At 74.0% G+C, this 21,470-nt stretch carries 18 protein-coding genes; 6 read left to right on the top strand and 12 right to left on the bottom strand.

The window, feature by feature from the left end; translation table 11 throughout:
• Positions 1-56 precede the first annotated feature (56 nt).
• The 3 genes from AAH979_RS28300 to AAH979_RS28290 all read right to left on the bottom strand — a co-directional run bounded on the left by AAH979_RS28300 (position 57) and on the right by AAH979_RS28290 (position 3,954).
• The gene (locus AAH979_RS28300; RefSeq protein ID WP_346261163.1) at positions 57-2,180 is read right to left on the bottom strand and encodes an AAA family ATPase; all 2,124 of its coding nucleotides are present in this window, start codon (positions 2,178-2,180) and stop codon (positions 57-59) included.
• 151 nt (positions 2,181-2,331) lie between these two features.
• The gene (locus AAH979_RS28295; protein ID WP_346261162.1) at positions 2,332-3,336 is read right to left on the bottom strand and encodes an alpha/beta hydrolase; all 1,005 of its coding nucleotides are present in this window, start codon (positions 3,334-3,336) and stop codon (positions 2,332-2,334) included.
• A gap of 288 nt (positions 3,337-3,624) precedes the next feature.
• Positions 3,625-3,954 (bottom strand): hypothetical protein, encoded by a 330-nt coding sequence (locus tag AAH979_RS28290; protein WP_101367378.1) that lies wholly within the window; start codon positions 3,952-3,954, stop codon positions 3,625-3,627.
• Between the two features lie 294 nt (positions 3,955-4,248).
• On the opposite strand from AAH979_RS28290, the gene AAH979_RS28285 reads away from it, so the two are divergent.
• The 4 genes from AAH979_RS28285 (at position 4,249) to AAH979_RS28270 (ending at position 10,165) form a co-directional block, all read left to right on the top strand.
• Positions 4,249-4,740, top strand: a complete 492-nt coding sequence (locus tag AAH979_RS28285; RefSeq protein ID WP_107261790.1) for a DUF3145 domain-containing protein — start codon at positions 4,249-4,251, stop codon at positions 4,738-4,740.
• A 199-nt stretch (positions 4,741-4,939) separates the two neighbouring features.
• Positions 4,940-6,655, top strand: a complete 1,716-nt coding sequence (locus AAH979_RS28280) for a glycoside hydrolase family 3 protein (RefSeq protein WP_346261161.1) — start codon at positions 4,940-4,942, stop codon at positions 6,653-6,655.
• Positions 6,656-6,752: 97 nt separating this feature from the next.
• Positions 6,753-7,889 (top strand): glycosyltransferase family 2 protein, encoded by a 1,137-nt coding sequence (locus tag AAH979_RS28275; protein ID WP_346261160.1) that lies wholly within the window; start codon positions 6,753-6,755, stop codon positions 7,887-7,889.
• A complete protein-coding gene (locus tag AAH979_RS28270) occupies positions 7,886-10,165 on the top strand; it encodes a hypothetical protein (RefSeq protein ID WP_346261159.1) in 2,280 nt (759 codons plus the stop codon). Before AAH979_RS28275 ends, AAH979_RS28270 begins: the two co-directional genes overlap by 4 nt.
• A gap of 16 nt (positions 10,166-10,181) precedes the next feature.
• Here AAH979_RS28270 and AAH979_RS28265 read toward each other — a convergent pair whose 3' ends face one another.
• The 7 genes from AAH979_RS28265 to AAH979_RS28235 all read right to left on the bottom strand — a co-directional run bounded on the left by AAH979_RS28265 (position 10,182) and on the right by AAH979_RS28235 (position 17,384).
• A complete protein-coding gene (locus AAH979_RS28265; protein ID WP_346261158.1) occupies positions 10,182-11,450 on the bottom strand; it encodes a D-arabinono-1,4-lactone oxidase in 1,269 nt (422 codons plus the stop codon).
• An 8-nt stretch (positions 11,451-11,458) separates the two neighbouring features.
• Entirely contained in the window at positions 11,459-12,091 is a 633-nt protein-coding gene (locus AAH979_RS28260; RefSeq protein ID WP_346261157.1) for a methyltransferase domain-containing protein, read from the bottom strand.
• 180 nt (positions 12,092-12,271) lie between these two features.
• On the bottom strand, positions 12,272-13,498 hold the full coding sequence (gene fabF, locus AAH979_RS28255) for a beta-ketoacyl-ACP synthase II (protein ID WP_346261156.1): 1,227 nt from the start codon (positions 13,496-13,498) through the stop codon (positions 12,272-12,274).
• A 2-nt stretch (positions 13,499-13,500) separates the two neighbouring features.
• Positions 13,501-13,740, bottom strand: a complete 240-nt coding sequence (locus AAH979_RS28250) for an acyl carrier protein (protein ID WP_107261778.1) — start codon at positions 13,738-13,740, stop codon at positions 13,501-13,503.
• Positions 13,741-13,872: 132 nt separating this feature from the next.
• Complete coding sequence (locus AAH979_RS28245; protein ID WP_346261212.1) at positions 13,873-14,802, bottom strand: beta-ketoacyl-ACP synthase III; 930 nt, start codon at positions 14,800-14,802, stop codon at positions 13,873-13,875.
• 52 nt (positions 14,803-14,854) lie between these two features.
• Positions 14,855-16,030 carry an acyltransferase domain-containing protein gene (locus AAH979_RS28240; RefSeq protein WP_346261155.1) on the bottom strand — a complete coding sequence of 392 codons (1,176 nt, stop codon included), beginning with the start codon at positions 16,028-16,030 and terminating at the stop codon, positions 14,855-14,857.
• 133 nt (positions 16,031-16,163) lie between these two features.
• Positions 16,164-17,384: a helix-turn-helix domain-containing protein gene (locus AAH979_RS28235; RefSeq protein ID WP_346261154.1), complete on the bottom strand. Its 1,221-nt coding sequence runs from the start codon at positions 17,382-17,384 to the stop codon at positions 16,164-16,166.
• 59 nt (positions 17,385-17,443) lie between these two features.
• On the opposite strand from AAH979_RS28235, the gene AAH979_RS28230 reads away from it, so the two are divergent.
• The gene (locus AAH979_RS28230; RefSeq protein ID WP_346261153.1) at positions 17,444-18,106 is read left to right on the top strand and encodes a phosphatase PAP2 family protein; all 663 of its coding nucleotides are present in this window, start codon (positions 17,444-17,446) and stop codon (positions 18,104-18,106) included.
• Positions 18,107-18,305: 199 nt separating this feature from the next.
• Here AAH979_RS28230 and AAH979_RS28225 read toward each other — a convergent pair whose 3' ends face one another.
• Together AAH979_RS28225 and AAH979_RS28220 are read right to left on the bottom strand one after the other, a co-directional pair.
• Complete coding sequence (locus AAH979_RS28225; RefSeq protein ID WP_346261211.1) at positions 18,306-18,956, bottom strand: response regulator transcription factor; 651 nt, start codon at positions 18,954-18,956, stop codon at positions 18,306-18,308.
• Between the two features lie 95 nt (positions 18,957-19,051).
• A complete protein-coding gene (locus tag AAH979_RS28220) occupies positions 19,052-20,545 on the bottom strand; it encodes a histidine kinase (RefSeq protein WP_346261152.1) in 1,494 nt (497 codons plus the stop codon).
• A 242-nt stretch (positions 20,546-20,787) separates the two neighbouring features.
• Between AAH979_RS28220 and AAH979_RS28215 the strand changes: the two genes are divergently transcribed.
• Entirely contained in the window at positions 20,788-21,327 is a 540-nt protein-coding gene (locus tag AAH979_RS28215; protein WP_346261151.1) for a hypothetical protein, read from the top strand.
• Positions 21,328-21,470 lie beyond the last annotated feature (143 nt).

Below are 21,470 nucleotides of genomic sequence, written 5' to 3'. Positions count from 1 at the left end.
CGGCAACCGACACCGCTCCGGCGCCCGACCCGCACCGACCCATGGGCCGGGAGCCGTCACGCCGGGTCGACGGTGGTGAGCCGCTGGGTGGCCCGGGAGAGCGCGACGTAGAGGGTGCGTACCCCGGCGGCCGAGTCCGCCCGGATCTCGGTCGGGCCGACCAGCACGACGCCGTCGTACTCCAGGCCCTTGGCCTGCATGGTGTCGACCACCTGGAGGCGCGGGTCGGCGGCCGGCTCCAGCCAGCCGGCGACCTCGGCCCGGCGGTCGACCGCGCTGATCACCCCGACCGTCCCCTCGACCTCGGTGAGCAGCTTCGCCACCGCCTCCCGGACCGCGTCCGGTAGTTCGGCGGCCGGCACCACCAGCTCGACCGGGGGTATCCCGGTGGCCCGCACCGCGACCGGCAGCGGCAGGTCGGGGAAGACCTGGCGGATCACCCGGGCCGCCGCCGCGAAGATCTCCGCCGAGTTGCGGTAGTTGGTGGTGAGGGTGAACTCGTGCCGGGGGCGCCGGCCCAGCGCCTTGTCCTGGGCCCGGGACAGCTCGGCCGGGTCGCCGGTCCAGGCGGTCTGGGCCGGGTCGCCGACCACGGTCCAGGAGGCGAGCCGGCCCCGGCGGCCCAGCATCCGCCACTGCATCGGGGAGACGTCCTGGGACTCGTCGACCACCACGTGGGCGTACTCGCGGTAGTCGGCCGGCCGTTCGGCGGCGGCGTCCCGGCCGGTCCGGGCCGAGCGCTGCCGGTCCGCGTACGTGGTCACCTCGCGGACCCCGCCGGCCAACTGGTACGGGTCGCGGTTGCGCCGCGCCGGTCGGGGCGGCCGGCCCAGCAGGTGGTCGAGTTCGTCCAGGAGTGCGACGTCGGCGACGGTCGGCCCCGCGCTGCCCAGCGTCCGGTACGCCTCGGCGAGCAGCCGGGTCTCGGCCCGGGACAGGATCCCGGCGGTGTACCGGCGCAGCCGCTCCGGCTCGGCCAACCAGGGCAGTACGTGTCGGGGGTGCAGTCGGGGCCACCAGGCGCGCAGGAAGTCCCGGAACTCGGGCCGCTCGGCGATGTCGTCCTCGAAGGTCCGCTGGTCGGGCAGCCGGCCGACCCGCAGTTCCTGGGCCTGTGCCCAGAGCGCGGCGAAGATGCCGTCGAAGCCGGCCCGGCGTACCTCGTTGCGGCGGGCGCCCGGCGGCAGCGCCCGGGTCCGGATCCGCTCCAGCTCGGCGCCGTGCAGCCGGAGCAGCTCGCCCCGGTAGAGCAGCCGCAGCTCGGTGGGGGCGTCCGGGACCTGGTCCCGGACCGCCCGCTCCAGCACCCGGCGCATCCGCAGCGAGCCCTTGACCGCCGCGACCGCCACCGGATCGGTACGGGTGGCCTGCACGCCGTCGAAGAGCGAGCCGAGCGAGTGCAGGGTGGCGGCGTTCTCGCCGAGCGAGGGGAGCACCGAGGCGATGTAGTCGACGAAGACGGCGGACGGGCCCACCACCAGCACCCCGCCGCCGGCGAACCGGTTGCGGTCGGAGTAGAGCAGGTAGGCGGCCCGGTGCAGGGCCACCGCCGTCTTGCCGGTGCCCGGACCGCCGGAGACCACGGTCACCCCGCCGGCCGGAGAGCGGATCGCCTCGTCCTGTTCCCGTTGGATGGTGGCGACGATGTCGCGCATCTCCCGGCCGGTGGTCCGGGACAGGGTGGCGAGCATGGCGCCGTCGCCGACCACCCGCATCCCGTCCGGTGCCGCCGCCGGGTCGAGTAGGTCGTCGGAGATCCGGGTCACCCGCTCGCCGCTGGAGGTGATCACGCGGCGGCGTACGACCCCCTGCGGATCGGCCGCGGTGGCCTGGTAGAACGCGGCGGCGGCCGGTGCCCGCCAGTCGATCACCAGCGGTTCGGCATGCTCGCCGCGTACGCCGAGCCGGCCGACGTGCAGCACCTGCCCGGTGTTCAGGTCCAGCCGGCCGAAGACCAGCCCCTCGTGCTCGGCGTCCAGGGTGTGCCGGCGCCGGGCGGCGTGGAAGACCATCGCGTCCCGTTCCACCAGCGCGCCGAAGTTGCCGACCCGGGCCAGTTGGTAGCCCTCCCGCTCGGCCAGCACGGCGGAGTGCCGCAACTGCGCCAGCCGGGCGTAGACCCGGTCCAGGTGGCGCTGTTCGGCTTCGATCTCCTGCCGCAGCGTGGTGTGGTCGGTCAACGCGTCTGCTCCCGGAGATCGATCTGCGGCGACGCGGCCGTCCGGCACCGGAGGTCCGGACGGCCGCGCGCCGAATTGCCAGGAAGCGAGGGTACGCCGTGCCTGCGCCTCCCGGCTCGGCCGCGCCAGTCGCGCAGCGCCCCGATCCGGCTCAGGGGCATGGAGCGCCGCGCCGGGCGGCGACCCGTCTGGGCTGTTCGAGGATGGTCACGGCGCGTCGCGCCCGGGCGGCGGCGGTCGCCTTCCGGGTGATCTTCGTCGCCGGCCGGACCCGGTCGACGACCGAGCGGAGCGCGGCGGTGACCTCGTCGGGGCGTTCCAGCATCAGCATGTGGCCGGCGCCGGGGCAGACGGTCAGCGCGGCCGAGGGCAGCGCCTCGCTGATCGACAGCGTGCAGGGCGGTGGGGTGAGCCGGTCGCGGTCGCCGACCAGGGCCGCCACCGGCAGGTCGCCGAGGGTGGCGAGCGTCTCCAGCCGTTGCTGCGCCCCGATGGAGGGCCGGAACCCGCCGATCGAGACGAGCGAGGCCCGGGCCACCGCCGACGTGGTCAGCCGGATGTCGGCCGGGTCGCAGACGTCGCCGAAGAGCAGCCAGCGCAGGGTCGGGCGGAGCGCGTGCAGCAGGGGTGCCGGGGTACGCCAGCCGCCGCACCGGGCCAGTAGCCCGGCGCAGGTGGTCTCGGTGACCCGGATCAGCCGGGCCAGCGGTGCCGGTACGCCGTACCCGGTGTGCGTGTGGCCCTCGGCGGTGGTGGCGACGAAGACGAGCCCGGCGACCCGGCGGGCGAAGTCGGCGGGGTGCCGGTGGGCGTACTCCATCACCGTCATGCCGCCCATCGAATGCCCGACCAGCACCACCGGCCCGGTCGGCGCCACCTGGGCCAGCACCTCGGCCAGGTCGTCGCCGAGCCGGGCGAGGGTGGCCGAGCGCAGCGTGGTCGGGCCGGACCGGCCGTGTCCGCGCGCATCGTAGCAGACCACCCGGACGGTGGCGCCGTACGTCTCGCGCAGCGCGGCGAGCTGCCGGTGCCAGGTGCGCCCGTCCAGGGTCCAGCCGTGCAGTAGCACCACGGTCAGCGGGGCGGTGTCCGGGCCGGAGACGTCGACGTGCAGCCGTACGCCGTCGGAGAGGCGTACCGGGACCGGGTCGGGCATGCTCACCTCCGCGTCAGCCGGGGTAGCCGTACCCACGGGTAACGAATGGGCGCTCCGGCCGGGGCGGCGCCGACGGGTCGGGCCGGCGCGGCGCCGACGTCCACGCCACTGCCGGAACGCGTCGCCGCAACGGTGGATACCCGCGCGGCGTCCCGGCGAATCATCCGCCCTGGCCGGGACGGGCCGGCGGGAGCGGTGCGGAAACGCCGGGCACAGACGTGAACGCCCCGACGCGGGACGATCCGGGTCGGGGCGTTACGGGTGATGAAGCTGATCGTGCCGGTGCGCTCAGGCCTCGAAGACGCCGGCCTCGACCAGCCGCTTCTCGGTGGTGTCCCAACCGTCGGCCGGGTACGTGGCGGCCAGGTTGTTCAGCTCGGCCCGGATCTTGACGGCGTGGCCGGCACCGGCCAGCGTCCGGATCTCCTCGACGAAAGCCTCGGAGTCGGTGCGCAGGTGCGAGGTCTTGCCGTTGGTCAGGTTCCGCACGTAGGCGTGCTTGCCGCCGTTGAGCGGGATGAGGTACTTGAACTCACCGAGCACGCTCAGGGCGCCACCCTGGCCTGCCTGGCCGGCACGGACGGATGCGCGCGCGGTCTTGGAGGTGTTGCTCGCCACGGAGGTACTCCTTGAAGACGTACGGGAGGACTGGGTAGTCCGAGGGGACAGCCTGGGCGGCAGACGCCGCCGGGCAAATTTTACACGACAACGGTGATGGCCGGACGGCTACCGCCGCTGACGTGCGGTCCAACTACCGTCACCGGTACGGCTATTCCCCCCGGCCAGTTTCGTGAATCCCTGGCGTACCATCCGTCACACAAGTCATCATGTGTTCCAGTAATCGCACGGGGGATCAGCCCGCCGAGGTCGAGGTCGTAGGGGAAGACGCACCTCGCTCTCCGGGAGGTCACCGTGCCAACGCGTGGCGTCGTATACGTCCACTCGACCCCACTCGCCGTGTGCCAGCACGTCGAGTGGGCGATCGCGCGCGTCCTCACCGCGCCGGTCACCCTGCACTGGACGGCCCAGCCGGTCGATCCGGGCGCCCGTAGGGCGGAGTGCGGGTGGTCCGGCCGGCCTGGGACCGGCGCGGAACTGGCGGCTGCCCTGAGACAGTGGCCCATGATCCGCTTCGAGGTCACCGAGGAGCCGAGTCCCGGCGTCGACGGTGAGCGGTTCATGTACGTCCCCGGCCGGGGGCTCTTCCGGGCCACCGCCGGAGCGGCCGGCGACATCCAGCTCGGCGAGGACCGGCTGCGATCGATCATGGAGTCGGCCCGGGCGCCGGAGGCGCTCGCGCACGCGCTCGACAAGGCGATGGGCACCGCCTGGGACGCCGAACTCGAGCCGTACCGGTATGCCGGGGACGGTGCCCCGGTCACCCTGCTCACCCGGGTCGGCTGAGCGACGCCCGTTCGCTCGGCCCGGAGGCCGTTCGCTCGGCCCGGAGCCCGTTCGCTCGGCCCGGCGTACCCGTGGGATCGGTCACGTCGTACGGGCGACGCCGTCGGGTCGACGGCGCCGGTCGGACGACGTCCGGACCCCGCGTTCCGGGCCCTTGGTCAAGTTGCCCGGCTGGTGCCGGGCTGGTGGGATAGCGGGCGTGTCGTCTCCCCTCCGGCGCGCTCTGGTCGTGCTTCCCCTCGTCACCGCCTTGATCGTCTCCGGCTGCGCCGGCTCGCGGGAACCGGAGGCGGCCCCCGGGGCCGCGTCGCCGTCGCCCTCGTCGACCGGCGCCGCCCCGACGCCGGACCCGGCGACCCGGGCCGCCCAGTTGGTCGGCACCCTGGCCGACGAGGACCTGGTCGGCCAGGTGCTGATGCCGTACGCCTACGGCAACTCGGCAACCAAGGTGTCCGGCGGTTCGGCGGCCGGCAACCGGAAGCTGGCCGGGGTGGAGACCCCGGCCGAGATGATCGCCAAGTACCGGCTGGGCGGGCTGATCCTGGTCGGCTTCTCCGCCGACGACCCGACCAGCGACACCCAGCCGACCACCAACGTCGACAACCCGGCGCAGGTACGCGAGCTGACCGCCGGGCTACAGGCCGCGGCCGGAAAACTGCCGGCCGGTGCCGCCGGCGCGCTGATCGGCATCGACCAGGAGTTCGGCGTGGTCACCAGGATTTCCGACGGGGTGACCAACCTGCCCAGCCCGATGGCCTTCGGCGCGGCCGGTGACCCGGCGATCACCGAGTCGGCCTGGCGGGCCGCCGGCACCGAACTCGCCGCGCTCGGGGTGAACGTCGACTTCGCCCCCAGCGCCGACGTACTGGAGGCGGACAGCAAGGTGATCGGCTCCCGCTCGTACGGGTCGGACCCGAAGGCCGCCGGGGCGCAGGTCGGCGCCGCCGTGCGGGGATTGCAGGGCGCGGGCGTCGCCGCCACCCTCAAGCACTTCCCGGGGCACGGGCAGACCGCCGCCGACTCGCACAAGGGCCTGCCGGTGGTCACCGCCGACCGGAAGAAGCTGGAGTCCACCGCCCTGCCGCCGTTCTCGGCCGGGATCGCCGCCGGGGCCTGGCTGGTGATGGCCGGGCACCTCGACGTACGGGCGGTCGACCCGGAGGTGCCGGCCACCTTCTCCCGCAAGCTGCTCACCGACCTGCTCCGCGGGCAGCTCGGCTTCACCGGTGTGCTGGTGACGGACGCGATGGACATGGCGGCGGTGGCGAAGCAGTCGCCCGGTACGACCGCGGTCCGGGCGCTGAACGCCGGCAACGACCTGGTGCTGATGCCGCCGAACGTGACCGAGGCGTACAACGGGGTGCTGGCCGCGCTGCGGGACGGCTCGCTGCCCCGGGCCCGGCTGGTGGAGGCGGTGACCCGGGTGCTGACGCTCAAGTTCCGGCTGGCCGAGCGGCCCAGGCCGGAGATGGGCACGCTGAACAGCGCCGGCCACCAGGAGGCCGCCCGCCGGGCGGCGGCATCGGCGATCACCATGCTGCGCGGTCGCTGCGGCGGGCCGCTGCTGACCGGGCCGGTGACGGTGACCGCGGCGAGCGGCCGGGAGCGGAGCCGGGACCGGCTCAGCCAGGCGCTGCGCGCCGCCGGGGTCGAGGTGACACCGTCCGGCGGGGCCGTGGTGCACCTCGTCGGGTACGGCGACGCCGCCGCCGACCTGCGCGGCGACGCGGCCGTGACGGTGGCGATGGACACCCCGTACCTGCTCGGCCGGGCCGGCTCCAAGGTCCTGCTGGCGACGTACTCGTCGAATTCGGCCTCGTTGACCGCGCTCGCGGAGGTGCTGGCCGGCCGGGCCCGACCGACCGGGCGGTCCCCGGTGCCGGTGGGCGGGCTGCCCAGGACGAGCTGCTCCTGACCGGGGCCGGGCAGCCCGGCCGCTGGTGAGATCAGTCACTGGGCTGGCTGGTAGCGTTCGGCTGTCCGGTGAGCTGGAGACGGGGGGTGTGCGGGCGGTGACGAGCCGGGAGCCGACCCTCTCCGTGGTCGTACCGATCTACAACGAGGAGAGTGTCCTCCGGTTGCTGGTCGAACGGCTGCGGCCGGTGCTCGACGGGCTCGGCGAGCCGTACGAGGTGGTCGCGGTCGACGACGGCAGCAGCGACGCCACCCCGGCGATCCTGGTCGGGATGCGACGCGGCTGGCCGCACCTGCGGGTCATCCGGCTGCGCCGCAACAGTGGTCACCAGGCGGCGCTGCTCGCCGGGCTGTTCCGGGCCCGGGGCGGCTACGTCGCCAGCATCGACGCCGACCTCCAGGATCCGCCGGAGGTCCTGGTCGAGATGCTGCGGCTGGCCCGGGACGAGGGCCTGGACATCGTCTACGGGGTACGCGCGGACCGCTCCACCGACACCAGGTTCAAGCGCTCCACCGCAGGCCTCTACTACCGGCTGGTGCGCCGGCTGGTCGGCAACTCCGTACCGGCCCAGGCGGGTGACTTCCGGCTGCTCAGCCGGGCGACCGTCGAGGCGCTGCGCGAGTTGCCCGAACGCCGCCCGGTGCTTCGGCTGGTGGTGCCCTGGCTGGGCTTCCCCAGCGGCGAGGTGAGCTACGTCCGCGAGGCACGAGCCGCGGGCAGCACCAAATATTCACTGTCCCGGATGTTCCGGCTGGCCACCGACAGCATCACCAGCTTCTCCGCTGCACCGCTGCGGGTGGCGACCTGGCTCGGTGCCGGCGGCATGCTGCTCTGCCTGGTCATGGTGGTCTTCGCGGTCGTCGAGTACTTCCGCGACTCGACCGTCACCGGCTGGGCCTCGCTCTACGTCGCGGTGCTCTTCCTCGGCGCCGTCCAGTTGCTCTGCCTCGGGCTGCTCGGCGAGTACATCGCCCGGATCTACGCGGCGGTGCAGGGCCGACCGGCCTACTTCGTCGGCTCGGACACCGCCGACCTGGTCGAGGAGCCGCCCCCGGCCACCGAGGCACCCACCGGTACGCCGGCCGCGGCCGCGCCCGACCTGCCCGAGCGCGACGAGCCCGTCCCGACCGCCCCGGCCGGGCGGTACGCCGCCGAACAGCCGGTGGCGGCCCCGGCCAGACGGGACTCCGAAGGCCCTGCCCGCCGCAACGACGGCGTTCGGGCGGGACGGTGACCGCTACCGAAGTAGCGGTGGCCGACTCCGCCGCCCCGGCCGCACCGCCACCGGCACCCGCACTGCTCCGCTGGGCACCGCTGCTGGTCGGCGCCGGCCACTTCGCCGTGGTACTGCTGGCTGCCGACACCGATCCCGCCGACCTCGCCCGGTACGCCGGCTACCTGCTGCTGGCCCTGATCCTGCCGGGCACCCTGGTCTACCGGGCGCTGCGCCGCCGGCCGCACACCCTGGTCGAGGACGTGGCGATGGGCGCCGCCGTCGGGCTGGTGCTGGAGTTGCCGGCCTGGGCGCTGTACGCCTGGCTCGGCCTTGCCGGCTGGCTCTGGACCTGGCCGGCGGCGATCGTCGCGCTCTTCCTGGCGGTGCCCCGGCTGCGCCGGCACTGGCTGGTCCGGGACTACCGGCCCACCCCGGTCGGCTGGTCGTGGTCGGTGGCCGGGGCGGTGGCGTTCTTCACCACCTATCTCTCCAGCACCTTCCTGGAACGTAACCCGATCCTGCCCACCTCCGAGGGGACCCGCCAATACCTGGACCTCGCCTACCAGCTTTCCCTGGCTGGCGAGGCGAAGCACCAGTTCCCGATCCACCTGCCCCAGGTCTCCGCCGAACCGCTCGACTACCACTGGTTCGGCTACGTGCACATGGCCGCGACCAGCCTGATCGGCGGGATCGACCTGCCGGTGGTGGCGCTCCGGCTGACCATCCCGGCGCTGTGCGCGGCGGCGATCGTGCTCACCGCCGTACTGGGCTGGCGGGTCAGCGGGCGGCCGGCGGTCGGCGCGATCGCCGCGGTGCTCTTCTTCGTGATCGGCGAGACCAACTTCACCGATCCGGTGACGATGCCGTTCGGCACCCAGGCGTCGTTCGTGATCTGGCACGGCATGTCGATGATCTATAGCTGGGTGCTGCTGATCGCGCTGATCGCGGTCCTCGCCGACGTGGTGGACCGGCGCCCGGACCGGCCGGTGGCCGCGATCGGCCGGGGCGCGTTCGTGCTCGCCCCGCTGCTGATGCTCGCCTCCAGCGGGGCGAAGGCCAGCTCGCTGCCGGTGGTCGGGCTGGCGCTGGCGTTCACCGCGGTCGCGCTGCTGGTCGCCACCCGGCGGATCCCGTGGACGGTGGTCGGGGCAGGGCTGGCCACCGCCGCCGCGCAACTCTTCGCCACCGCCGTGCTCTACCGGTTCAAGGCGTACGGGATGGAGGTCGATCCGCTGGCCAACAGCCTGGAGCCGTACTGGACACCGCCGCCGGGAGGCTGGCCCACCCCGCTGGTGTATCTCGCCGTCGTCGCCGCCTTCGGAGTGAACATGCAGCTCCGGGTGGTGGGCATCGGCCCGCTGCTCTGGCTACGCCGGGGCCGGCTCGAACCGGTGCAGTGGTTCCTGCTCGGTGGCGCGCTGGCCGGCCCGGTGCTCTACCTGCTGCTGCGCCAGCCCGGCGGGGCGAACCAGTACTTCATCCGGGCCGGGTTCACCTTCGCGGTGGTCCTCTCCGCCTGGGGGTACGTGATGGTCGCCGAGCGGGCCAAGCTGACCCGGCGCTCCGGCACGGTGCTCGGGCTCTGCGCGCTCGCCGTGGCTGCCGCGCTGGTCGCGTTCCAGTTCCGGTACGCCCAGCCGGTCGCCGGGCAGACCATGTTCGACTGGCTGCGGCCACTGCTCTGGTGGTCGTCGGGTCTCGCGGTGCTGGCGGTGATCGCCGCCGGGATCTGGCTGCCGGCCAGCCTCGGCATCGCCGCGCTGCACAAGCGCGGCGCGATCGCGCTGCTCACCGCCGTGCTGGTGGTCGGAGCGCCCGGCCTGCTGATGGACATGCGCAAGTCGGAACGCTCCCCGAACGGCGGCGCGTACACCAAAATCGCGCTGCCGAAGAGCCGGATCGACGCCGCCCGGTGGGCCCGGGAGCACAGTGAACCCGGCGACGTGCTGGCGACCAACGTGCACTGCCTGGCGGTGGTGAACGGCTGGTGCGACGCCCGCTCGTTCTGGCTCAGCGCCTACGCCGAGCGCCGGGTACTCGTCGAGGGCTGGGGATTCGCGCCCCGGGTGGCGGCGGCGGGCCCGTACACCCCGTTCTGGGACCAGGAGCTGTTGCGGCGCAACGACGCGGCGTTCACCGAGCCGACCGAGGCCGGGCTGCGTGAACTGCGGGACCGGCACGCCGTGCGCTGGCTGGTGGTGGACCGGTCGGTGGGTACGGAGTCCCCGGAGCTGGGCCGACTGGCCCGGCTGCGCTACGAGAACGGCCGGATGGCCGTCTACCAGATTCCCTGAACCCCCGAGGACGGGCTTAGCCGGCGGTCGGGAAGTAGCGGTCCAGCATCTCGTTGCGGAACTTGCCGCTTGGATCGTACCGGCGGACCAGCTTGGCGAAGTCGGCGTACCGGTCGTAGCGGTCGCGGAGCTGCTCAGGCGGGGTGACGAAGAGCTTGCCCCAGTGCGGCCGGGGCGCGTACGGCGCCAGCCGCTCCTCGACCGCCGCCAGCACCGGGAGCACCGCCTCGGTGTCCTTGACCCAGGTGAAGTGCAGAGCGGCGCTGTCCCGCCGGTAGCTCGGGCTCAGCCACAGCTCGTCGGCGGCGATGGTGCGGATCTCCGAGATCTGCAGCACGGCGGCGATCCGGTCGGCGATGCCGTCCAGCGCGGCCAGCGCCGCGACCAGGTGTTCACGCGGCACGAAGTATTCCGACTGGAGTTCCTCGCCGCTGCTCGGCGTGAATTCGAGCCGGAAGTGCGGCAGCCGGGCGTGCCAGGGCCCCGGCACGCCGAGCTGCCCGGTGCAGTGCACCGCCGACATCCCCGGCACCGGGTGCCGGGGCTCGGCCGCCAGGGTGGCGCCGTACCAGTGCGGCTCGGCGGCACCTCCGCCGGCCGCGTCCACCCGGCGCTTCACCCACACCTGGTTGATCCGGGGACCGGTCCAGTCGGTGAAGAGGCTGACGCTGTAGCCGCCGCCCAGGATCTCGGCGGCGTGCGCGTCGAGCTGGTCGCGGGGCAGGTCGTCGTAGACGTACTGGGCGATCTCGAAGGTGGGGACGAGATCGAGGGTGAGCCGGGTGACCACGCCGAGCGCGCCGAGCCCGACCACGGTGCCGAGGAAGTCGTCGTCGGCGCCGCGGCGCAGCGTCACCAGGCCGCCGTCGGAGGTGACCACGTCCAGCGCGGCGACCGCGGTGGCGAGGTTGCCGTTGCCCGGGCCGGAACCGTGGGTGCCGGTGGCGCAGGCGCCGGCCACCGAGATGTGCGGCAGCGAGCCGAGGTTGTGCAGGGCGAAGCCGGCCCGGTGCAGCTCGTCGACCAGGTCGCCGTAGCGGAGCGCCGCCGAGACGGTGACGGTGCGGGCCGCCCGATCGATCTCCAGCACCGGCGGCAGGCCGGCGACCGAGACGAGGTCGCCGGTGGTGTCGGCGATCCGGTTGAAGGAGTGCCCGGTGCCGAGGGCGCGGATCCGGTCGCTGCCGGCGACCAGCGAGCGCAGCTCGGCGAGCGAGCCCGGCCGGTGCAGCCGGCGTGCCCGGAAGTCGACGTTGCCGGCCCAGTTGCGCAGCGGGGTGGTCATCGCGGCCGTCAGTTGGCGTCGGGAACGAGCGCCGGAGTTCGCATCCGCATCATCCAGTGGCTGGTCGGTATCCGGGTGGCGTCGTCCACCACCTCGCCGTCGACGTCCGCGAAGGTCGCCCGGCCGAGTGCCATGAACGCCTCGGGGGTGCGGACGTACTCGCCGCGGTCGTTGCGCGACATCCACCGGGAGACCGGATGCTGGCCCGGCACCAGGGTGGGGTCGACGGCGATCACCCGGCCGCCCGGGGCGAGCGCCTTGGCCGAGACCCGCAACAGGTGCCGGCATTCGTCGTCGGAGAGGTGGTGCAGCAGCCCGAGCAGCAGGATCGCGTTGGCCGGCGGGATCTGGGCCAGGTGCTGCTCGCCGAAGACCTCGCAGCGGAACTCGACGCCGTCACCGCCCCAGCGCTTGCGGGCGTGCGCGATGTATTTCTCGCTGGTGTCGAAGCCGTAGTAGCGGACCTTCGGCAGCCGCCCGAAGTAGTAGGCCGGGCCGCAGCCGACGTCGATGATCGTGTCGCCGTCGACCAGCGCGAGTTCGTCCAGGCAGCGGTAGCGGAGCCGGTCCGCGCCCAGGCCCTTCTGCAGGGCCACGTACAGCGCCTCGTGCCCGAGCAACCCCTTCAACGCCGCCAGCATCCGCGCCTCTCCTCGGCTCGCCGTCCTGCGAAACGGCGCCCGCCGCAACCGGTGGCGCGGCAGGCGCCAGAACGACCGAAATCTACCATCGGCCGCCGACCGGACGGTGCCGGCCGGGTACGCGCTCCGGGCGTACCCGGCCGGCACCGCCGGTGGTGGAGCGGGACATCCGTCGGACGGTCAGGCCCGGGCGAAGACGAGGACCGCGTTGTGGCCACCGAATCCGAATCCGTTGTTGAGCGCCGCCGGCACGTCCATCTGCCGGGCCTTGTGCGCGGCGACGTCCAGGTCGAGGGCGTCGTCGGGGTCGTCGAGGTTGATCGTCGGCGGGATCACCCCGTCCCGGATGGCCAGGATGGTGGCGATCGACTCCAACGCGCCGGCGGCACCCAGCAGGTGCCCGGTCATCGACTTGGTCGCGGTCAGCACCGGGTGGGTACCGAGCGCGGACCGCAGGGCGACGATCTCGGCGATGTCACCGACCGGGGTGGAGGTGGCGTGCGCGTTGACGTGCACGATCTCCGAGCGGTCGATGCCGGCGTCGGCGATCGCCATGTTGATCGCCCGGATCACGCCGCGCCCCTCGGGGTGCGGCTGCACGATGTCGTACCCGTCGGAGGTGAGCGCGGCGCCGGCCAGTCGGGCGTAGACCCGGGCCCCGCGCGCGGCGGCGTGGTCGGCCCGCTCCAGGACGACCGCGCCGGCCCCCTCACCGAGTACGAAGCCGTCCCGGCCCTTGTCCCACGGCCGGGAGGCGCGCTCCGGGTCGTCGTTGCGGGTCGACATCGCCCGCATCGAGGCGAACCCGGCGATCGGCAGCGGGTGCACGACCGCCTCGGTACCGCCGGCCAGCACCACGTCGGCGCGGCCGGAGCGGATCATGTCGAGTCCGAGCGCGATCGCCTCGGCCCCGGTGGCGCAGGCGCTGGCCACCGAGTGGACTCCCGCCTGCGCACCCAGTTCCAGCCCGACCCACGCGGCCGGGCCGTTCGGCATCAGCATCGGGACCGTGTGCGGGGAGACCCGCCGCGGCCCGGACGCCTCCAGGATGTCGTCCTGGGCGAGCAGGGTCTGCGCCCCGCCGATGCCGGAGCCGACGCTCACCGCGAGCCGCTCCGGATCCGGCGGCGAGTCGGCGAGGCCGGCGTCCGCCCAGGCCTCGTGTGCGGCGATCAGCGCGATCGCCTCCGACCGGTCGAGCCGGCGCAGCTTGACCCGGTCCAGTTTCTCGGTCGGTTCGACCGCGAGCTGGGCGGCGATGCGTACCGGGAGCTGCCCGGCCCACTCCTGGGTGAGCGGACCCACCCCGGAGCGGCCTGCCAGCATGGCCTCCCAGGTCGACGCGACGTCCCCGCCGAGCGGGGTCGTCGCGCCGAGCCCGGTGACGACGACGTCGGGACGACTCATGGTCAGGACTGCGCCTCGATGTAGGCGACGGCGTCGCCGACGGTCTTGAGGTTCTGGACGTCGTTGTCCGGGATCTTGACGCCGAACTTCTCCTCGGCGGCCACCACGACCTCGACCATGGAGAGCGAGTCGACGTCGAGGTCGTCGGTGAACGACTTCTCCTCGGCGACGTCGTCCGGGCTCACTCCGGCAACCTCTTCGAGGATCTCGGCGAGGCCGGCGGTGATCTCGTCACGGGTCATTGTGGTTCTTTCCTCTCCATGGATGGATATCTGCGGTGGCGGATCCGTCCGCCACCGCTGGTCAGCGTCCGACCGGTGGATGTTGGTGGAGCCGGGCCGGCGGCCGCGTCGTGCCGGCCCCGGAGCACCGGATCAGGGGCACCGGACGACCTGTCCGGCGTAGGTGAGGCCGCCGCCGAAGCCGAACAGCAGCACCGGGGCGCCGGACGGCACCTCCCGGCGTTCGACCAGCTTGGAGAGGGCCAGCGGCACGCTCGCCGCCGAGGTGTTGCCGGACTCGACGATGTCCTTGGCGATCACCGCCTGCGGCATGTCGAGCCGCTTGGCGATTCCCTCGATGATCCGCAGGTTGGCCTGGTGCGGCACGAACGCGGCGATCTCCGACGGGGCGACGCCGGCCCGCTCGCACGCCTTCAGGGCGAGCGGGGCCAGTGCGGTGGTGGCCCAGCGGAAGACGGACTGCCCCTCCTGCTGGATGTACGGGCGCCAGCCCTCGATCCGGACCGCCTCGCTGCGCTCCGGAACCGAGCCCCAGACCACCGGCCCGATGCCGTCCGGCTCGTCGTCCCCGGTGGCGGTGAGTACGGCCGCCCCGGCGGCGTCGCCGAAGAGGATGCAGGTCGACCGGTCGGTCCAGTCGGTGAAGTCGGAGAGCTTCTCCGCACCGATCACGATCGCGTTGCGGGCGGCGCCGGCCCGGAGCGCGTGGTCGGCGGTGCCGAGCGCGTAGGAGAAGCCGGAGCAGGCGGTGTTGATGTCGAAGGCGCCTGGTGCGTCGATGCCGAGCTTGGCGGCGACCCGGCAGGCGGTGTTCGGGCTGCGGTCCACGGCCGAGCAGGTGGCCACCACGACCAGGTCGATGTCGGAGGCGGCCAGCCCCGAGTTGGCCAGTGCCTTGTCGGCCGCGGCGGCGGCCATGTCGGCGACGGTCTCGGTGTCGGCGATCCGCCGGGTGGCGATGCCGACCCGCTCGCGGATCCAGGTGTCGTTGGTGTCGACGAGCTGGGCCAGGTCGTCGTTGGTGAGTACCCGCGACGGCTGATAGTGGCCGAGCGCGATCATCCTGCTCACCGGACCACCGCCGGGCGGTGATCCGGGTTCTCCCGGTGACCGGTCATGAAAGCTGTCCTCCGATGCGGGCGAGGGGCTGGCCCGGGGCGACCGGGTCGTCGTGGTGGGCGAGCCATTCGGTGAGTACGCCGGTGCCGTGCGCGGTGACCTCGACCGCGCCCTGCCGGGTGGCGACGTGGCCGACGACCTGCCCGGACTCGATGGCGGTGCCCTCGGCCAGGCCCTCGACCGGTGCGAAGGTGCCAGCGGTGCCGGCCACCACCACCCGGAACCGCGTGGCCGGGCGGTGCCCGGACGGTGCGCCGTGCCGGGCGATCAGGTCGCGGGCCGCGGCCAGGTCGTCCGGGGTGTTCAGGGTGACGATCTCGGGGACCTGGCCGGTGCCCTTGAGTTCCCGCTTGATCAGCCCGGCGAGGGTGCCGGCCGGAGGAAGCTCGATCACCGCGGTCACACCGAGGTCGACGAGGCGGCGGACACAGACGTCCCAGCGGACCGGGGCGGTCACCTGGCGGACCAGGCGGTGCAGCATCTCCCGCCCGTGGTCGACGGCGGCGCCGTCGGCGTTGGAGAGCAGGATCCGGGTCGGGTCGGTCGGGATGATCCCGGCCGCGATGCTGGCGAGGGCCTGCTCGGCCGGTGCCATGTAGGGGGTGTGGAAAGCCCCGGCGACCTTGAGGGCGATCACCTTGGTGCCGGCGGGCGCGTCGGCGGCGAACTTCGCCAGCCGGTCGACCGCGCCGGCCACCACGATCTGGCCGGCGCCGTTGAAGTTGGCCGGGTGCAGGTCGTGCGCGGCGAGGGCGGCCAGCACCTCGTCCCGGTCGCCGCCCATCACTGCCGACATTCCGGTCGGTTCGAGTGCGCAGGCGGCGGCCATCTCCCGACCCCGTACGCCGGCCAGGGTGACCGCCGTCTCCGGGGTCAGTACGCCGGCCAGCGCCGCCGCGGCCAGTTCACCGACGCTGTGCCCGGCGGTTACCGTCACGTCGTGCATCGGAAGCTGTTCCGCGGCGAGCAGGGCGGCGGCGACCAGCAGTGGCTGGGTACGCGCGGTGTCCCGGATCTCGTCGGCGTCACCCTCGGTGCCGAGCCGGACGAGGTCGACGCCGGCCAGCACCGACCACCAGCGCAGCCGGGCGGCTGTGCCGGGGACCTGGAGCCACGGGGTCAGGAAGCCGGGCTTCTGGGAACCCTGGCCGGGCGAGAGTACGGCGAGCACGCTTACGACTCTCCTGGATCATCCGTCCCAGCGTGGTTGCCGTGATGTACCAATCCGCACTACCAGCTTTGTGAGGACCCTACAAAGATCCATGGCGATCACGGACTTCTCGTTCCGTCTGTCCGATCCGGGGCTACTGTCCCGTCCCTGGTCCGACCGGGGCGGACGGATCCAGCCGTCCGATCGTCAACGCCATCCGCAACGCGAAGGAGTCCCGGGCGGTGAGTGGGGAGAATCCCGTCACATCCGCGACCCGACGCAGCCGGTACCGCACCGTGTTCGGGTGCACGAAGAGCGTCCGGGCGGCACTCTCCAGCACACCGCCGGCCGCGAAGAACGCGTCCAGGGTCTCCAGCAGCTCGCCGCCGGCCCGGACCAGCGCGGCGTAGACGTCCTGGCGCAGCGCCCGCCGGGCCTCCGGGTCACCGGCCAGGGCCCGCTCGGGGAGCAGGTCCGCGGCGGCCACCGGGCGGGGCGCGGCCGGCCAGGCCGGTGCGGCCCGGAAGCCGGCCAGCGCCGCCCGGGCCGAGTCGGTCGCCGCGTCCAAACTCGGCACGGCCGGCCCGACCACCACCGGACCGGGGCCGAACCCGGCGAGCATCTTCGCGGTGGCGGCCAGCGGGTCGGTCGCGCCGCCGAGCACCAGGACGAGGCGGTCACCGTGCACCCCGCCGATCATCTCCAGGCCGAGCCGCCGGGTGACCCGGTAGATGGTGTGCAGCACGGCGGCGACCTCGCCGCCCGGGGACCGGCCCACCGCCACCGCCACCGGTGGGGCGTCCGACCAGCCCAGCGCCGCTGCCCGGCTGGCCAGCACGTCCGGGGAGTCGCCCCGGAGCAGCGCGTCCACCAGTAGCGCCTGGAGGCGGGCGTCCCAGGAGCCGCGCGACTCGGCGGCCCGCGCGTACACCCGGGCGGCCGCGAAGGCGATCTCCCGGGAGAACTTGAGTACGGCCTCGTGCAGCAGCCGCTCCTCGCCGGGCGCCGCGAGGTGCGGTACCTGCTCCTCCACCACGTCGATGGTCACCTTGATCAGGGCCACCGTCTGCTGGAGGCTGATCGACCGGGCCAGCGCCCGGGGCGCGGCGGCGAAGACCTCGTCCGGACTGTCCGCCAGCGCGTCGGCGCCGCTGCGGTCGTCGGCGTCCGGCCGCGACCGCAGCCACTCGACCAGTGACCGGACGCCGGCCTGGGCGACCAGCATCACCCAGGACCGCTGCTCGGCCGGCAGGTCGCGGAACCAGGGCAGCGTCTCGTCCATCCGGGTGACGCTGGCGCTGGCCAGGCTGCCCGCCGCCCGCTCGATCTTGCGCAGCGTGGCCGCCAGTTCGCCGTCGCCCGCCTTGCTCGCCATCGGCCCAGCGTGCCACGCGGAATCCCGGACACCACCATCGGCCATGGCATCATGGCCCGATGGTCGCCCGCCCGCCGCTGGTGGTCCCGCTGCTCGCGCTCGCCGGTTTCCTGGTGCTGCTCGCACTGACCGTGGCCGGCTGGGCGCCGCTGGACCGGTTCGACACCGCCGTCAGCGACACCTTCCGGGGGTACGGCGACACCAGCCCCCGGGTGGTCGACGTGCTGCGGATCGCCACCGACGTCGCCGCCACGGTGCCGTTCCTGGTCGCCGGCCTGGCCGTCACGGTGGGGCTGGCCGTCCGGGGCGGGCGCCGGGCGGCCGCGCTCTGCGCCGTGGTGACGGTGCTGATACCGGTGCTCTGGGGGCTGATGCACTGGCTGGTGCACCATCCCCGGCCGGAGGACGGCTTCGTCGTGATCACCAGCAACGGGTTTCCGAGCGGGCACACCAGCAACGCGGCGTCGGCGGCGCTGGTCGCCGTACTCCTGCTCTGGCACCGGCTCGGCGGCCCGGCCCGGGTGCTCATCGTCGCGCTGGCCGTGGCCTTCGCGGCCTTCGTCGGGCTGACCCGGCTGGCCCTGCTGGCGCACTGGCCGACCGACGTGCTCGGCGGCTGGCTGCTCGCGCTCGCTGTCGTCCCGCTGGCCGCCCGGGCGGCGCCGCCCCCGGCCGGCAGGCTGCCGGCTCCCGACCGCCGGCCGGACCAGGCCGTCCGGTAGCGCCTCCCGCTCCGGTCGTCGACGGCTCGGCCGCCAGCGCGACCGGTGGTGGCGGCCAGCCCGACCGGTGGTGGCCGCCAGCGCGACCGGCGGCGGACCGGGTGGGTCCGGTGGCGGACCGGTGGACCCGCAGCAGGCCGGCACACCAGGTCGGCCCGAGTCGGACGGCGACCGTCCGGGGCGGACCGGGATGGACCGGTCAGGGCGGCGGCAGACCCAGTTCCTGCGCCAGGATCGCGGCCTGCACCCGGCTGCGCAGGCCGAGCTTGCCGAGGATCCGGCTCACGTGGGTCTTGGTGGTGCTCTCCGCCATCGCCAACCGCTCGGCGATCTGCTGGTTGGACAGCCCCAGCCCGAGACAGGCCAGCACGTCCCGCTCCCGGGGTGTCAGGTCGGCCACCGCGGTCCGGGCGGTTGCCGGGGTGGTCGGCGTGGCGGCGGCGAAGGCGGTGATCAACCGACGGGTCACCGCCGGTGCGATGATCCCCTCGCCCCGGGCGACGGTACGCACCGCGTCGACAAGCCCGTTGGCGTCGGTGTCCTTGAGCAGGAACCCGGACGCGCCGGCCCGGAGCGCGCCGAAGACGTACTCGTCGAGGTCGAACGTGGTCAGCACCAGGACATCGGCCAACCGCTCGGCGACGATCTCGGCGGTCGCCGAGACACCGTCGAGCCGGGGCATCCGGACGTCGAGCACCGCCACGTCCGGCCGGAGCCGCCGGCACAGTGCTACCGCCTCCTCGCCGTCGGCCGCCTCGCCGACCACGTCCAGCCCTGGCGTACCGGCGAGGATCAGCACCAGACCGGCCCGGACCGCGTCCTGGTCGTCGGCGACCACCACCCGGATCACCCGGCCCGCCCCCGATCCGGCACCACCGGGCCGGTCGCCGCTGGCCGGGGCGCCGACGGCGGTGACGCCGCCGGTCAGGTGGTCGTCCGGCCCGGTCACGGCCGGACCGTCGGCGGCACCGCCGGCCGGCCAGCCGCCCCGGCGGAGCCGGGCGGCGCGGCGGGCTCGGGCGCCGGCCGGGTCGGCAGGTCGGGGGACTCGGCGGTCGGCAGTTCCGCGTGCACCCGCCAGCTCGATCCGCTCGGGCCGGCCTCGAACCGGCCGCCCAGCAGGGCGGTCCGTTCCCGCATCCCGATCAGTCCGGCGCCCGCACCGGGCAGGCCGGCCCCGGCGCCCCGGGGCTCGCCGGAGCGGGCGAGCGGGTTCTCGATGGTGAGGCTGACCGACCGGCGCTCGTGGCAGATGGTCAGGGTGGTCGGGCCGGCGCCGTGCTTGAGCGCGTTGGTGAGCGACTCCTGGACGATCCGGTACGCGGCCAGGTCCACGCCGATCGGCAACGGGCGTACCTCGCCGGTCGTGGAGAACCGTACCGCCAGGCCGGCGTCCCGGGCCTGGCCGACCAGCCGGCCCACCTCGGCGAGCCGGGCCCGGACCGGACCGTCGACCGTGCCCAGCCGGGTCGGTCCGGCGGCGGGGAGGCTGCCGCGCCCCGGTACTGCGCCCGGCGCCGATCCGGCGCCCGGCGGGTTGCCCCACGCGGAACTTCCACCCCCACCCGGGCTGTCCGGCGACCGGTCCGGGGTGGCGGGCCGGTGCGGGTCGACCCCGGGTGGCACGGGCTCGGTTTCGGTCGGTGGCGGTACGGCCCCGGGGGCGGCCGGTTCCCGGAGCAGGCCGATCATCTGCCGCATCTCGGCGAGCCCCTGCACACTGTTCTCCCGGATCACCCGCAGCGCCTGGTCGAGTTGGGCCCGGTCCAGCCCGGAGACCGAGAGCGCCGCGGTGGCGTGGATGGCGACCGCGCTCAGGTGGTTGGCGATCACGTCGTGCAGTTCCCGGGCCATCCGGCTCCGCTCCGCCGCCACCGCCTGGCGCCGGTCGAGTTCGGCCAGCCGGGCGGTCTGCTCGGCCCGGGCCCGCTCGGCGGCGGCCTGGTCGCGGTACTGCCGGACGCTGATGCCGCTGACCACCGGCAGTACGCCGATCAGCACCACCGGAATTGCCAGCCCGATGCCCTGCCAGGCCGGGGACGCCAGGAAGACACCGGTCAGCGCGGCGACCCCGGTCAGCGCCAGGTTGACCCGGAGCAGCCGACGCCAGAGCCGCGCCGACCCGTAGACGCAGGAGTCGAAGAGCACCTGGGTGTAGACCAGGCTGGTGGCCAGCGACGATCCGTAGGCGAGGTCGACGACGATGGCGACGGTACCCAGCGCCAGGCCGAGCCGGGTCGCCACCCGGCGCAGCGCCACGGCCAGGCAGGCGAGGGCGAGGGTGCCGACGAAGAGCACCGGCGGGGCGTCCAGCAGGCCGGGATTGAGCGGGTGGTAGACCCCGAGCACCATCATCAGCAGCCCGCCCGCCAGGGACGCGGACGCCAGCGCGATGTCCCGGGCGAGGGACCCGCGCTCCAGGCTCAGCCGTGCGGTCACCCCTCGATCCCATCACACCGGCGGGCCCTTCCCGTCGGCCCCGACGACGAGGCCGCCCCGGTCAGGGTCCGTCGAAGGGTGTAGCCGTACCTCTTTCGGTGGACCCGGATCTCGGTACCGGTGCCGAGGGCACAGCCGGTCGGCCCGCCGAGACTGGTGGCAGTGACCGGGCGACGGGCTCCAGGCAGCGCCGCCGCGCCGGAACAGACCCGGGTGGCCGGGCGGAGGATCGGGGGTACGGGATGCTGGCGGTGATCGCCGCGGGCGAGATCGGGTTCTGGGTGCTGCTCGGCGCCGGACTGATCGCCCGCTATCCGCTCCGGATGCCCCGGCTCGGCGCGGTGCTGCTGCTCGGTACCCCGTTGATCGATCTCGTGATCCTGGCCGCCACCGTACTCGACCTGCGTCGGGGTGCCACCGCCGACTTCACGCACGGGCTGGCGGCGGCGTACCTCGGCTTCTCGGTCGCCTTCGGGCACAGCATGATCCGCTGGGCCGACCAGCGGTTCGCGTACCGGTTCGCGGGCGGGCCGCCGCCCACCAAGCCGCCGAGCGGCGGTTGGGCCCGGGCCCGGTACGAGTGGCGGGAGTGGGCAAAGGGGCTGCTGGGCTGGTTCATCGCCTGCGGGCTGCTCGGCCTCGGCATTCTCATGGTCGGCGACGCGGACCGCACCGCCGAACTGCTGGCCTGGATCGCGCGGTTGACCGTGGCGATCGTGATCTGGCTCGTCGCCTTCCCGCTCTGGGCGACCGTCTTTCCGAAGCCCGCCGGGCAGGAGTGACCACCGGCGGTGTCCCGCCGGCCGGAGGTTAACCGGTTCGTGACCTGGATCTTCCGCAGAACGGAATGCTGCAGTTTCTCGCCACGGCGGCGTCGAACTCCTCGTCGGAGACCAGTACGGTGACATGGTCCCGGTGATGCGCT

This window comes from Plantactinospora sp. ZYX-F-223 (assembly GCF_039649625.1).
Lineage (GTDB): Bacteria > Actinomycetota > Actinomycetes > Mycobacteriales > Micromonosporaceae > Plantactinospora.
This window is presented reverse-complemented; position numbering and strand designations above follow the sequence as displayed.

Excerpts from the sequence above, each read along its gene's own strand:
- AAH979_RS28295 (WP_346261162.1), bottom strand. The coding sequence starts at position 3,336 with ATGCCCGACCCGGTCCCGGTACGCCTCTCCGACGGCGTACGGCTGCAC.
- AAH979_RS28265 (WP_346261158.1), bottom strand. The coding sequence starts at position 11,450 with ATGACCACCCCGCTGCGCAACTGGGCCGGCAACGTCGACTTCCGGGCA.
- AAH979_RS28260 (WP_346261157.1), bottom strand. The coding sequence starts at position 12,091 with ATGCTGGCGGCGTTGAAGGGGTTGCTCGGGCACGAGGCGCTGTACGTG.
- fabF (WP_346261156.1), bottom strand. The coding sequence starts at position 13,498 with ATGAGTCGTCCCGACGTCGTCGTCACCGGGCTCGGCGCGACGACCCCG.
- AAH979_RS28250 (WP_107261778.1), bottom strand. The coding sequence starts at position 13,740 with ATGACCCGTGACGAGATCACCGCCGGCCTCGCCGAGATCCTCGAAGAG.
- AAH979_RS28245 (WP_346261212.1), bottom strand. The coding sequence starts at position 14,802 with ATGATCGCGCTCGGCCACTATCAGCCGTCGCGGGTACTCACCAACGAC.
- AAH979_RS28235 (WP_346261154.1), bottom strand. The coding sequence starts at position 17,384 with ATGGCGAGCAAGGCGGGCGACGGCGAACTGGCGGCCACGCTGCGCAAG.
- AAH979_RS28230 (WP_346261153.1), top strand. The coding sequence starts at position 17,444 with ATGGTCGCCCGCCCGCCGCTGGTGGTCCCGCTGCTCGCGCTCGCCGGT.
- AAH979_RS28215 (WP_346261151.1), top strand. The coding sequence starts at position 20,788 with ATGCTGGCGGTGATCGCCGCGGGCGAGATCGGGTTCTGGGTGCTGCTC.